We start from the raw sequence: 13,184 nt of genomic DNA on the forward strand, positions 1-13,184 counted from the left end.
AATGACAGCCGGGTGGGCGGTCGGCTGCGCCCACCCCGGGCCGAGGGGGAGTGAGGAAGTGGAAGCAAGCCGTGGATGGAAGCGCTATCATACCGTATGGGTATGGCTGCTCATAGCCTGGATGGTCAGCGGTGCTGACAGGTCTATCTCTGGCCCTGTCGTCACTTGGATGATTCAAAATAAGGTTTCGTTCATGCTGACTTCAGCCCACCCGTATGCGCTGGGCGGTCTGATTGGCAGCGTGTTTTTCACTGCGTATATGCTGACGCAGTTTCCCGGCGGGTATTTTGGCGACAGGTTTGGCTACCGGCGAGTGATTGTCGTCAGTCTCATCTGGGCTGGGCTGGCCACGCTGGTAAACGGTTTCTTGTTAACGCTGGTTGGATTTGTGGCGCTGCGTGTCCTGACCGGCCTCGGCGAGGGGTTGTATTACGCCAACGACAGGACTCTGATTGCCGAGGTCACTCCCTTTGAAAAACGCAGTCTCGGCATGGGGGTGGTGATTACCGGATTAGCGTTGGGTATCACCCTGGCTTCCCTTCTGCCCCCGTACTTAATCAGCTGGGGCAATTCCATGTTCGGCGCCAACGAAGGCTGGAGGATGCCATTGTTTGTGCTGGGCCTGGCGACACTTCTGTGGGGTGTTCTGATAGCTGTCTACTTTCGCAAACAGCATACCAACCGAGTTGCCTATACGACGACGCTGCTGGGCATTGGCCGTTACACCGTAGTCTTTTTTGTCGCCATCATGATCGTGTTCGTTGTTTGTGACCGCATTGGCATCCCGAGCTGGCTGGCTTCTGTGATTGAACTGGCGTTCGCGGTCGCACTCATCCTGTTCGTTTTTTTCAACAAGGGACGGGAATTGGCTGCAGTTGTACGCAACAAAGACCTGATGCTGATCAACGTAGCCGGTATCGCAGTACTGTGGAATCTGTGGTTCTTCGGGTTTTGGGCGGTTTCCATCATCTCCGACGCGGCTCATTCCTCGTTCCTGCAGGCGGCAGTGACCGCCGCCTTCAACGGCGTGGCGGGCATTCTCGGCTTCCCCGCCGGGGGGTGGCTGGCCGATTACGCGGTGCGTCGAAACTGGGGACGCAAGGGATTCTGGGTTACCTTTACGTTGATACAGGGGCTTTTAACCTGCCTACTGGGCTGTTACATGATGGTGGGTGGACATTCCATCGTCTTGATGGGTGTTATCCTTTTCATCACCAGCCTATTCTTTAATGCCTTACAGCCGATGATGCACGCCATGGTCGGGGACATCGCCCGCCCAAAGCAGCGTGGGGCCGCGTTTGGTATGCTGAACCTGTTTGGCGAGACGGGAGCGGTTCTATCACCCGCCTTGGGTGGTACTCTGCGCGATGCCACGGGAAATTGGACGGCGGCCGTCTTGCTCGACGCCGGGGTGATTCTGTTCAGTTTTCTGTTGCTGCTGTTTGTCAACCAGAGGCGTGGCGAGGCGGCTGCGGCGTGGGCGGAGGAGTCGCTGAAGGGCTGAGTGCCATGTCCACCTGTGGGCGCACTTCGTGGGGTCGGGCGGCCGGGAAAGGAGGCGCGGTCCGAGGTGCCGGGCGTTGGATGGACCAGCCGGCGCCAGCCTCCGTAACCCATCCAAGATTCGTGGGCAGGGGAGACTCCGCGCAGGATGCCGATGGCATCACCGTTTGCGGACGACCGGAATGCCTAAGCCGGCTGCACCCAACTCGGAATCGATTGCCGACGGTGCGTAGCGTTTGAGCAGCTCCAGACCAATGGCAGCCCGACGGACCCGCTCGCGGGTTAAGGCAACTGCCGTGTCTTCGAGATGGCTGCCAGAAGGGTAGATGTTGGGGGCGTTGCGGAGCCCAAATTTGATATAGACGGGAGACAGTATCCGCACAATCTCCGGCAGTTCATAGTGACGGACGAAGCCGCCAAAGTCGTCCGGCGCCTCGACGTACATGTCAATCGGGATGTCCACCACCTGGCGCACCGCCGCCAGCCGGGGCAGGGTTTGATCGGACGCGATGTTGAACGTGCTGGCGCCCAATTGCTGCAGGATGCGAATGGAGACAGGGTTGGACGCCCCTTGCAGGACCGACACCTTGACCACCAGATCGGCGGGGAGTTTGCCGAGGGACTTAAACTCATTCCCCAGCCATACGAGCCCCTCATCGGCCACCAACACGCTGCGGATGCCCAGACTGCAGGCGCGGTGGATGTCCTCCAAGGCGTACACGAGTTGGTCCATGCCCGCGTGGCGCCAGCCGATGTTCTTGCCAGCCTGCGTCAAGGGCTGGGCGGCAATATCAAAAGGTGCCCGCGGCCCGACAAACAGGGAGACTTCGATTTGGTTTTCATATCCGAGTTCCGCCATCTCCAGGATTTCTTCATCTTTCAGCAGCAGGATGCCCGATCCCTGCGAGATGCGGTGCACCCGGATGCCGTACCGGTGTATCTCCTCAATGACGGCTCGCAAGGCCTTCGGTCCTTCGACGCTGGGGATTTCCACCCGGTATTGCGATCCGTCCGGAAACCGCTTCTGGGATGTAGGCAAATCGTATGCATCGCCTGTGGGGAGTTGCAGCGCTTTCAAGCCTTCTTTTGCCCATTTCATGTGCAACACTCCCTGTTCAGTCGGATTGGCTGTCCTATCGGTCTATCTCATTTCGCTCCATAGGTAGGCCATCATGTCGTCGACGTGCGAGGCCATAAGGGACTTCGCTTGTTCGGCGTTCCTTTGGGTGAGAGCGCTGGCAATCATCAGGTGATAGTGTGCGGCCTTCTCAATCATGCCAGGTATCATGTTGGTGAAGCTGCGCCCTTGATGAAATTGGCCCTCAATGGACTGGAACATGCCCAAGAGAATCTCGTTGTGGGCGGCCTGAGCAATCAAGCGATGAAACTGGGCATCCGACTCAAGAAAGTCCTGGCGACGTTCAACCCGTTCTGACATTTGGGCGGCTGCTTGCGAGATGCTCTCCATCTCGTCCATGAATCCGCGCTGCGCTGCGAGAAACGCCAGTTCCGGCTCAAGCAGCCGTCTGGCCTCGAACAAATCTTTCAGGGATGCGGCGTTTAACCCAGGGCTCAATGCCTGTGTGGCGGCCAGGTCGGTGCGGACATACATGCCCCGTCCCTGTTCAATCGTGATGATGTTGCGGTGTTCCAGGATGCGCAGGACCTCGCGCAGGGTGGAGACGCCGACATTCAGTTCCTCCGATAGCTTTTGTATCGTCGGCAGGCGGTCTCCGGGACGCCAAATACCACGGCGGATGTATTCTTCGATGGTAGTCAGCGTCGCTTCGAAGACGCCTTGCTTCGTCATCAGCTACCGTCACTCCTGCCCTGCTCTTGGATGGATACACTTACAGGACAAATCATATGATGAATGTGGGCATATCGTCAACAAGGTCGTGGTTCTTAGCCGAATACATCGGGTCACAGCGCCATTTTGACCGAAGATAACGTTGATTGATCATATCTATGTTCTCTTGTACAATGGCGAATGCGTACAGAGTGTTACTAATACTGTGTCAAAAATGATTCGAATCGGGGTGAGTCAAGTGACACGGCTGACCATGGACAACCCAGTGAATCCCTATACATGGAACGTTCAGGGCAAGGCCAACGAACCCATCACGGTGGCTGGGCTGCTGGACAAGGCGCGATTCATTCTGGGCGCTGACGCGGCGGACATTCCGGTGACTTGGACGCTGGACGAGATCTACACGCGGCTGGAGGAAAATGCGCCGCGCATCGCCATCATTGGCGGATCCTGGGACCATCCGGCGCACGTGATGGACCTCTGGACCGTCGCCCGATCCGCTCTCTCCCTGTGGACTCAAGGCGCGGTGCCGTTCTACGCCGCCATTCCAGTTTTGTGCGATGGCACCGCCCAGAACACGATGGGCATGAGCTACTCCCTGCAGAGCCGTCAGGCCATCGCCGCGATGGTCGTCAATCACCTGGAGGCGCAGTCGTACCACGGGGCATTCGTGATTCAAAGCTGTGACAAGCAGCCGTTTGGCGTGCTGTGCGGATTGGCCCATCTGGACGTGATTCGCCGTCGCCGCGGCGAGGCGCCGGTGATGGCGACGTTTGCCCCGGTGCACGTGCTGAGGGGCGGCACGATTCCGGAGAAGCTGCGGGCGGAACTGGAGGACGTGGCCGAGCGCGCGGAGACGATGGGATTGTCCGATATCGCTCACGACTTGCGCGACGCCATGGCGTACATCCTGCAGTGCTCCTCCAACACCGCCTTCCAAGGTGTGCTCACGCGGGCGGTGAGAGAGGGGGTCATCACGCACGCGCAGCACAAGCTGTACGAGCAGGTGCTGGCGGTCAACACCTGTGACCCAGCGGGCGGTATCTGCGCCTTTCACGGGACGGGAAACAGCTCCCGCGACGCGATGGCCGGGCTGGGCTTGGTGCATCCGGCGGTGGAGCTGTTGACCGCGCCCCCAACCCGGGCGCAGGTGGACGATTGTGTCTCGGCCTTACTGGCGGTGATCAACAAACCGCAGTTCAGCGTATCCCAGCTCATTCGCGCCAACATCCGCAACGCCATCAGGATTCACAGCGCAGCGGGCGGATCGACCAACTTGATGATGCACATCGTCGCCGCCATGGTCTACGCGGGCCAACCGTACAGCCTGTACGACGTGGAGCGGGTGTGCCAGGAGCATCCAATTCCTGATCTGTTTGATTACAGCCTGACCGAGGGACGGGACATCTACACCCTGGCGCTGCAGTGTGGGGCTGGGTATTCACGCGGAATGGAGACGCTTATCCACGAACTGGTGGAACACGGAGTCCCGATGGACCTCGACGCGCCCACCATCACGGGCGCCACCTGGCGCGAGCGCCTGCAGGACAAAACAGGGCTGGCCGCATCCAACGTCCGGGATAACCCCATCATCTTGTCGACGCCGAGACGGCCCTTCAGCGGCGTGGACGTGCTGCGCAGCAACTTCTTCACGAGCGCGGTCGTCAAGATCAGCGGCATGCCGACCGCGCAACTGGATGAGTTCGATGACAAGCTGGCGGTGGTCGTCTATTCTCAGGACGAAGAGGAGGCCAATCAACACTTGCTCGACCCTCGCGTGACAGAGCGCTGGCGCGTGGATCGTATCGTCGATCCGGCCGTCCTTCGGCAGCTGTATCGGCACAATGGCGGATCGGAGCCATCGACGGACGACTACGACGCCCTGTTTCGCGAGATGATGGAGCGGCACCTGCTCAAGGTGGCGGTGGTCATCGCCGGGCAGGGGCCGGAAGCGTATGGGATGCCGGAGATGTTCACCCCGATGCAGCACATCAACGCCAACCGGGCGTTGCAGAAACTGTCAGTTCTGCTCAGTGACGGCCGTTACTCGGGGGTCACCTACGGGGCGGCGATTGGTCACGTGACGCCGGAGGCGATGTCGGGCGGGGGCATTCTCTATTTGCAGACAGGCGACGTGGTGCAACTGGCGTTCCGGACAAAGCGCATCGATTTGCTCGACGACGCGGCGCTGCGGCAGGGCCGGGTGCGGGCGGCCGCGGACGGCTGGCAAGCCAATCGGACGCAGCTGGCTGAGGCGCGCAAGCGGCGCATGCTGGCGCGGCGACGGCGCATCTCGGCGGCCAACCGGCTGACGCACTGCACGGACGCGGCGCACGGCGTGGTGCCGCTGGAGGTGTGGGAGGAGGCTGTAGAGAACCCAGCAGAGAGTGGGGATGAAGCGGGTGAAAATCGCCATCGATCCGTATTTCTCCCGCTCGATTGAGCACCACGCGTGGCCCAGCCGATTGAGGAGGTCGTCATGAGATCAGCACTTCACTCACATAGACCAAGAACGAACGCCCGTTGGTTTATTGCCTTTCTCATGTGGGCGGCTATCGCGATCAACTATATTGACCGGAGCAACCTGTCAGCCGCCGCACCCGTGATTCAGCAACAGCTCCACATCAATTCAGTCGACATGGGGATTGTCATGTCCTCCTTCTTCTGGACTTATGCTTTCTTTCAAATTCCATCGGGATGGTTTGCGGATAGGATAGGTCACCGAATCAGTCTAGCATTCGCGGTTGGATGGTGGTCCATAATGACAGCCCTGATGGCGGCTGCGCGGGGATTTGGTTCCCTTATCGGCATTCGGCTGTTATTGGGCTTGGGCGAAGCGGGGGCCTACCCGAGCAATGCAGGGGTGACCGCAAAGTGGTTTCCCGATCACGAACGGGCGAGAGTCTCTGGCATCTTTGACAGCGGTTCCAAAGTGGGAACGGCAGTGGCCGCCTCTGATTGTCCTGTTGATGTCCCGATTTGGCTGGCAAGTTCCCTTTATCGTTTCTGGGCTGATAGGCCTGCTGTGGGTGGCCGTATGGCTCTGGTACTATCGGGATCCCGAAAAACACCGGTACGCCAATCAAGCGGAACGGATGTACATTCGCGAGGGACAGCTGAAAAAAGAAGGGATGGACGACAGGGCTCCGCTCAAGTGGTACGAACTGTTTCGCTACCGGAGTATATGGGCGATGTGTGTCGGTTTCTTCACTCTCAACTACGCCATTTACTTTTTCATTACCTGGTTCCCCGACTACTTGGTTCACGACCGCGGCATGAAGATGATGACGATGGGCTTCGTGGCGATGATTCCGCCGCTCGCAGGGCTGGTGGCCGAACTCGTCGCTGGTTGGACGATGGATACGCTGTACAAAAAGGGATTTTCCCTGACGGTCGTCCGAAAGATTCACCTGGTTGGCGGCATGGTTGTTGCTACGGCCATTGCTTTGGCGGGACTGGTGCATTCTGCAGTCTGGGCCGTGGTCCTGTTAGCCGTCTCGTATGCTGGCCTGGAATTTGCGGCCTGTGCCATTTGGTCTTTGCCCGGTGATGTAGCACCGGTCAACATGACGTCGACGGTCGGCGGGATTCAAAACTGTGCTTCCAATATTGCAGGGATCTTGGGGCCGATGGTTACCGGGGCGATAGTCGCGAGCGCGCATTCGTTTGTACCCGCGCTTGTACTCTCCGGTGCCATGACGCTTTTGGGTGCGCTCACCTACCTGTTTTGGCTCGGGAAAGTGGAACCGATTCGTCCTCATCGACATAGGGAGGCGTTGGAATCCAGCGCACAAGCGTGAAACCGACACGCGGACATGTGTCTACGCACTTGACGAGGAAGGGTGATGAAGATGAACGGAGAACGTCTGCGTGACAAGGTTTGTCTCATCACAGGCGGTGGCAAGGGCATAGGAGGGGCCACGGCCATCAAGTTCGCGCAAGAAGGGGCAAAGGTGGAGATTGGCGACGTGGACGAAGCGGCCGGACAGGGCGTCGCTCGGCAGATTGTCAGCGCGGGCGGGATTGCAACCTTCACGCCGATGGATGTGACGAGCGAAGCATCGGTCACCGGTTGGATTGCAGGCATTCTGGAGCGGCACGGGCGCATCGACGTCCTGTTCAACAACGCCGGCATCAGCGCCGTTGGGGAGCTGCACAATGTCTCGCGGGAGCTGTGGGATAAGGTGCTGGCGGTCAACGTGACCGGACCGTATCTGGTCGCCAAGGCGGTGCTGCCCGTCATGATGCGGCAACGGTCCGGCTCCATCATCAACATGTCCTCGTGCATTGCCGAAATCGGCCTGGCTCAGCGCGCGGCCTACGCGGCCACCAAAGGGGCGATGCTGGCGATGACCAAGTCGATGCAGGTCGACTACGCGCCATACGGGATTCGTGTCAACGCGCTGCTCCCGGGCACCATTTACACGCCGTTTGTCGAAGACTATCTCAAGCGTTCCTATACCGATCCGGCCGCCGCTATCGAAAGCCTGAAGCGGCGCCAGCTGGGCGGGGAACTGGGTACACCGGAGGACGTGGCTTATGCAGCAGTCTATCTCGCCTCCGACGAATCGAAGTACGTGCTCGGCAGCGGATTGGTCGTGGACGGCGGTGTAACCGGCGGGAAATTGGCATAACGACCGGGGAGGTGACAGGCATGCAGATTCTCGGGTACCGACGCCGGGACGGGCGCGTTGGCGTGCGCAACCACGTGCTGGTGCTGCCGGTGTCCTATGAGGTAAACGCGATCGCGGAGCACATCACACGGGCTGTCCCGGAAGCGGTCACGTTTCGCAATCAACACGGTCTGAACCAGTCCGGCGCCGATCTCGTGCAGACGCGGCGCGTCTACGAAGGGTTTGCCACGCACCCGAATGTGTATGCGGTGCTTCTCCTGGCCTGGGGGAATGAACCGCATGATCTCAAAGGGCTTGTCGAACAGGCGCGAAGGGCCGGAAAACAGGCGGAACTGATAGCTTTGGAAACGGTCGGCGGGGTGCGCGGCGCGGTCCGTGAGGGCGTGCGCATTGTCCGCAGATGGACGGAGGAGCGAGCCGCCGTGGAACGGGTTGAGGTCCCACTCTCGTCTGTCATCTTGGGGACCGAATGTGGAGGCTCGGACGCCTGTTCCGGCATCTCCGGCAACCCGACGGTGGGAGTGGTCAGCGACCTGCTCGTGGAACAGGGCGGTACGTCGATTTTGGCTGAGACCACCGAGTTGATTGGCGCCGAGCATTTGCTGGCGGATCGCGCTGCCACGCCGGAAGTTGGTCAGCGCATCCTGCACATCGTCCGCCGGGTGGAGGAGAACGCCATGAAGATGGGCGTGGACATCCGCGGCGCGCAACCGTCGCCGGGCAACATGGACGGGGGAATCACCACGATTGAGGAGAAGAGCCTCGGCTGCATCTACAAAGGCGGGACGACGCCGATTCGCGAAGTCGTCGAATACGCGGAACGGCCGACGGAGAAAGGGTTGGTCATCATGGACACCCCGGGCCACGACATTGAGCAGATCACCGGCATGGTTGCGGGCGGTGCCCAGGTCGTCATTTTCACCACCGGGCGCGGGACCCCGACCGGATCGCCCATCGCGCCGTGCATCAAGGTGGCGACCAACTCGTTTACGTTTCGCAACATGCGCGACAACATGGATTTTAACGCCGGCGACATCATCGACGGACAGGCCACGGTGGAGCAAATGGGCATGCGCCTGTTTGCCTTGATGCTGGAGGTGTTGAATGGGAAGCAGACCAAGGCGGAACGGCTGGGGCATCGGGAATTTGGCATCTACCGTGTCGGGCAAAGTCTGTAAAGTTCGGAGGTGAGCAGGAATGCGGACAGGGAAACGGTGGATTGTCCAGAACCGGTTGGACGATGTGGCGACCGCCTTGGCGCCTTTGCCGGCCGGAGAGCCGATTCTGGATGTCGACCTGGGCGTGGAGTTGCGGCTTCTGCAGGACATCCCATTTGGGCACAAGTTCTCCCTGCGTGAAATCGCGGCGGGGGAGAAGGTCCACAAGTATGGTCAGGTGATTGGCCGGGCGACCAAGCCGATTCGGGCGGGTGAGCATGTGCATGTGCACAACCTGGAGAGTTTGCGCGGCCGCGGAGATTTGCAGCGCTTCGCAGACGGAGTGCGGGAGGGAAAAGCATGAGCGGAGTCAGGGTGATGCAACGGGACGATGGTAGCATAGCCGTCCGCAATCATTTGTTCATCCTCCCGGCCGTCGTCTGCGCCAATCAGGTGGCGATTGACGTGGCCCGGCGCAACCCGCAGTGCAAGTACATTGAGCACCAGCACGGGTGCGCGCAGATCGGTGCGGACCTTGTGCAGACGCAGCGCATCTTTTCGAATCTGGCGATAAGCCCGAACGTGTTTGCCAGTCTGTTTGTCGGACTTGGCTGTGAAGGTATCCGCACGACCGACTTGTTTCAAGCGACGAAGTCGCGGACGCGCCGCCCGATGGAGTTGGTGATGATTCAGGGCAGCGGCGGCACCTTGTCGGCCCAGGCCAAGGTGGAGACGTGGGTGCAAGAGCAGGAGGCGGCCATGACAGCTTCGGTGACCTCGGCGAAGGTTGAGTGGAGCCAACTGACGGTGGGTCTGCTCTATGATGGTCCCAAGCAGCAACCGGCGCCTGAACCTGTCCAGCTGTTCGTGCAGTCTTTGTTGGACCGTGGCCTGCGGGTTGTCGTACCCGATGATGGACCGATAGCGGGTGATTCGAACGACGTTTTTGCTCACATCGACCACGGGGAGTTGGCCACCGCGCCCATCAGCGTGATGAAGAGCGGATCGCACCTGTTGGAGACGGCGACGGGACAGGCCGCGGCTGGCGTGCACTTCATCATCCATTTCGCTCGGCAGCCGCACGCGTTCGGCAATCCGCTCGTCCCACTGGTCCGGTTTGCGATGGAGGACGCGGTGCACGAAAAGTTTCAGGACGACTTTGACGGCCTGCTGGGGCAGATGCAGGACGTGGACCGTGCCCTGGAGCGGATGCAGGAGATTGTCGAGGGCAGGCCGTCTGCCGCCGAGGAGCTGGGGTTGGACGACTTTGCGCTGTATCGGATTGGGCCGACGGTGTAGAGAGAGGGTAGCAAGCAGGCGTTATCGGGTCTGCCCAAATCCGGGCGGTGTCTCTCAAAACCGGGGCACCGGGAGGTTGGGCAGGCCTTCGTGTTGCCATTTTATTTCTCCAAGGAATAGCAGGGCCTGCAGGGCCTGGTATGTGTTGTAAAAGTCATGAGCTCTGCTGAGTCGTACATGACAGATTTCTTCAATCCTTTGCAGGCGGTACTTGATGGAGCCTGCGGACAGGTTCATCTCTCGCGCCGTTGCCAGCACATTCCCTTTGTGTTCGAAAAAGCAATACAGTGTCTTGAGAAGTTCGCCCCGGTGGCGGGCATCATGTTGCACCAACCTGCCCAACACGGAAAATGCAAAGTATCGCAATTCCTCCGTGTCTCCATCCTGGGCTAGCCTGGCCAGGAGGCCCAGATCCTCAAAGGAGACAATGGCGGGCTGCGATGTACGTGCGCGGGCCGTGGCCAGCGCTTTGCACGCTTCATGATAGCCACGTTTGTAATCGGTTACATGGTATTGCGGAGAACTGATGCCGACGCATACCATGCGCCCAGAGCACTCTTGGCTCAGATCCCGAGCCAGGATTTGGCCGAATGTTAGGGCGGTCATGGACAGCTGTTCAAGCCGGTCAGAAGGCACCAGCAGAATGAAGTGGTCCTGATGAACGGACATCATCGGTGATGGGATGTATTTCTCCACTGCAGGCAGCGCCATTTCAATCATCTGGTGCTGTTGTTCCGAGGGCAGCTGTCCATTGCGTGACAAATCTATCGGCCCACCCTTGGCTTGGTCGGCCGGACTGCGGATGTCGATGAGATATATCCGGTGCGGACGGTCGGGGGCATAGCCCAATGCTCTTAACCGGTGTATCCAACTTTCCGGGTTGCCCGAGTGGATAAGGAGTTCATCCATCAATTGTCCCTTCACACGTTGCTCAGCCTTAGCAGCAGCACGTTCATTCATCATCGAGATGGCCCAGACGATGGCCGCTTGTTTCAAACACAGCCGTTCTATCTCGTCGAAGTCCCCTGTCTCCTTGATCAAGGAGAGGTAGCCAGTGACTTTGTTGAGAACCACGATAGGGGCCATAAGCCGTTCATGGGCCCAACCCACCTCCTGGGGAACGGCCAGCCGGATGGTTTGGTGATCGCGCCGAAGACGCGTCAACTGTGCGCGGCGACTTGCGTTGCTTTGAAAAAAATCAGAAAGTCTGTGTTCTCGATAAGTGCCGTACGACTCCACGAGGCGAAAAGAGGTATCCTCAAAGGCGATGCTGACGCTTAGGTGCCGTCCAAGAACGGACATGACACTTTGCATCTGCTCCTGCTGAAGCAATGCCCGAGCAAGTTCCTGATAAATGGCTAGAACCTGTCCGAGAATTTCTTTTTGGCGTTCCATGCGCACGTACGCTTTGTCCAAATCTATGGCCAGATGGTCTTCACTGTAGTACGTCAACTCCTTTTGGATATCGTCACCCCAATCTTCGACAGGCTTGGCAATCCAGTGGCAGCGTGGGTCTCCTCTGCCAACACACTCGATTTCCTTAAATATCACGCGTCTTCCGAGGTGTTCACTGACGTATCCACCGGCAAAGCTGACAAGCGTGAAACACACAGGTTCATGATGAATCCCAAAATGCTTGATGTGCTGCTCAGCCTCGTATGAGTGATGCCAGAATCCCTCGGAGTAATACGCTTTGGTCTGCGGATTGAAGTGCAGCACCGATACCTCAACGCGCACGTTTCCCGTCATTTCATGAATTTGCGGACCTGCGTACAACCAGTCTGCATCCTTGCCCATCGGTAGAAAGGATTTGAACGTTCGCGCTGCGTTGGTTCCATGATCCCAACCATGGCGAAGCAAAAATGCCTTGGCTCGATCCATACCCAAAGCGGCTATCAGGTCCCTGCGGAGCGCCCCAAGCGAGTCGGCCTCCATGAGGATCACGCGCTTATCGTTGAGATAAATCCGGCGCGATTCGGAATCGAACAGCATCAGTTCTTTCACGGGGATATTCTCCAGCATAACAGATACCCCCTCTATCCATATTGGCAAGAGAAGCATCCTGAATGTAATGACTATGATCAATAACCCTCAATAACAACCGGTCTCATTTTGACAAGTTCAATTATACAATTTATATGGAATCATCAATATACTTTGGGGTGTGGAGGATTTAGATGTACAAAGGGGGAAATGACATGCAACTGGAGTTGGAGAACTACGTAAGGGTGGAGAAGCGGCTGGACAAACGGCGCGATCAATTTGCGCTCTCCGAGGGTTACATCAATGCTTCGGAAGACGCCTCACCTTGGATTCCGTTCGTCGAGAATGTTTGGATACGACACCTGACCTTCGACGTTCGCAACAATTCGGCAACTAATGTTCTCTGGGTGGCCGCCGGCGGAAAGCTCGGCCGCCACCGGCATCGCGGTCCGGTCAACGGATACACATTGGAAGGAAGTTGGCGCTATCTCGAATATGACTGGGTGGCACATCCTGGGGATTATGTGCGTGAGAGTCCTGGACGTTGTCATACGCTCGTCTCCGAAAGTGGCATGAAGACCATCTTTCAACTCAATGGTGCTCTGGAATTTCTGGATGAGAACGAAAGGATCATTGAAACGGTCGATGTCTTTTGGTTTATCGATCACTATTTAAGTTACTGCGAAGCACATAACCTTCCAATCAATGAAAGACTGTTTTTGTAACCCAGCTTCTTGCCCCAGGAGCAATCCCCTTAATGCGCCTCCCCAAAAGGCCCTTATACCACCATGTTCGCCC

At 58.4% G+C, this 13,184-nt stretch carries 10 protein-coding genes and 1 pseudogene; 8 read left to right on the forward strand and 3 right to left on the reverse strand.

All coding sequences use genetic code 11. The features are described from left to right. Positions 1-58: 58 nt before the first annotated feature. Complete coding sequence (locus tag ASH01S_RS10120; protein ID WP_067927367.1) at positions 59-1,504, forward strand: MFS transporter; 1,446 nt, start codon at positions 59-61, stop codon at positions 1,502-1,504. 159 nt (positions 1,505-1,663) lie between these two features. On the opposite strand, the gene ASH01S_RS10125 is transcribed toward ASH01S_RS10120, so the two are convergent. Continuing rightward, the gene (locus tag ASH01S_RS10125; RefSeq protein WP_174520728.1) at positions 1,664-2,602 is read right to left on the reverse strand and encodes a hypothetical protein; all 939 of its coding nucleotides are present in this window, start codon (positions 2,600-2,602) and stop codon (positions 1,664-1,666) included. Positions 2,603-2,644: 42 nt separating this feature from the next. Beyond that, positions 2,645-3,313: a FadR/GntR family transcriptional regulator gene (locus tag ASH01S_RS10130; RefSeq protein WP_067927375.1), complete on the reverse strand. Its 669-nt coding sequence runs from the start codon at positions 3,311-3,313 to the stop codon at positions 2,645-2,647. Positions 3,314-3,566: 253 nt separating this feature from the next. Here ASH01S_RS10130 and ASH01S_RS10135 point away from each other — a divergent pair, with 253 nt between their 5' ends. The 6 genes and pseudogenes from ASH01S_RS10135 to ASH01S_RS10160 all read left to right on the forward strand — a co-directional run bounded on the left by ASH01S_RS10135 (position 3,567) and on the right by ASH01S_RS10160 (position 10,403). Beyond that, entirely contained in the window at positions 3,567-5,756 is a 2,190-nt protein-coding gene (locus ASH01S_RS10135) for a dihydroxy-acid dehydratase domain-containing protein (protein WP_083517038.1), read from the forward strand. Positions 5,757-5,855: 99 nt separating this feature from the next. Then, positions 5,856-7,113, forward strand: a pseudogene (locus ASH01S_RS10140) (MFS transporter). A 45-nt stretch (positions 7,114-7,158) separates the two neighbouring features. Further along, positions 7,159-7,947, forward strand: coding sequence for an SDR family NAD(P)-dependent oxidoreductase (locus ASH01S_RS10145; RefSeq protein ID WP_245629023.1), 789 nt, complete (start codon positions 7,159-7,161; stop codon positions 7,945-7,947). A 20-nt stretch (positions 7,948-7,967) separates the two neighbouring features. Continuing rightward, a complete protein-coding gene (locus tag ASH01S_RS10150; RefSeq protein WP_067927378.1) occupies positions 7,968-9,125 on the forward strand; it encodes a UxaA family hydrolase in 1,158 nt (385 codons plus the stop codon). Between the two features lie 19 nt (positions 9,126-9,144). Continuing rightward, the gene (locus ASH01S_RS10155) at positions 9,145-9,468 is read left to right on the forward strand and encodes a UxaA family hydrolase (RefSeq protein ID WP_067927381.1); all 324 of its coding nucleotides are present in this window, start codon (positions 9,145-9,147) and stop codon (positions 9,466-9,468) included. After that, positions 9,465-10,403 (forward strand): UxaA family hydrolase, encoded by a 939-nt coding sequence (locus tag ASH01S_RS10160; protein WP_067927384.1) that lies wholly within the window; start codon positions 9,465-9,467, stop codon positions 10,401-10,403. The genes ASH01S_RS10155 and ASH01S_RS10160 overlap by 4 nt, the downstream gene beginning before the upstream one ends. A gap of 54 nt (positions 10,404-10,457) precedes the next feature. Here ASH01S_RS10160 and ASH01S_RS10165 read toward each other — a convergent pair whose 3' ends face one another. Next, positions 10,458-12,425 (reverse strand): XylR N-terminal domain-containing protein, encoded by a 1,968-nt coding sequence (locus ASH01S_RS10165; RefSeq protein ID WP_067927388.1) that lies wholly within the window; start codon positions 12,423-12,425, stop codon positions 10,458-10,460. Positions 12,426-12,601: 176 nt separating this feature from the next. Here ASH01S_RS10165 and ASH01S_RS10170 point away from each other — a divergent pair, with 176 nt between their 5' ends. Further along, positions 12,602-13,111, forward strand: a complete 510-nt coding sequence (locus ASH01S_RS10170; RefSeq protein WP_067927442.1) for a 2,4'-dihydroxyacetophenone dioxygenase family protein — start codon at positions 12,602-12,604, stop codon at positions 13,109-13,111. Positions 13,112-13,184: the final 73 nt, after the last annotated feature.

This window comes from Alicyclobacillus shizuokensis NBRC 103103, from assembly GCF_001552255.1.
GTDB classification, from domain to species: domain Bacteria; phylum Bacillota; class Bacilli; order Alicyclobacillales; family Alicyclobacillaceae; genus Alicyclobacillus_G; species Alicyclobacillus_G shizuokensis.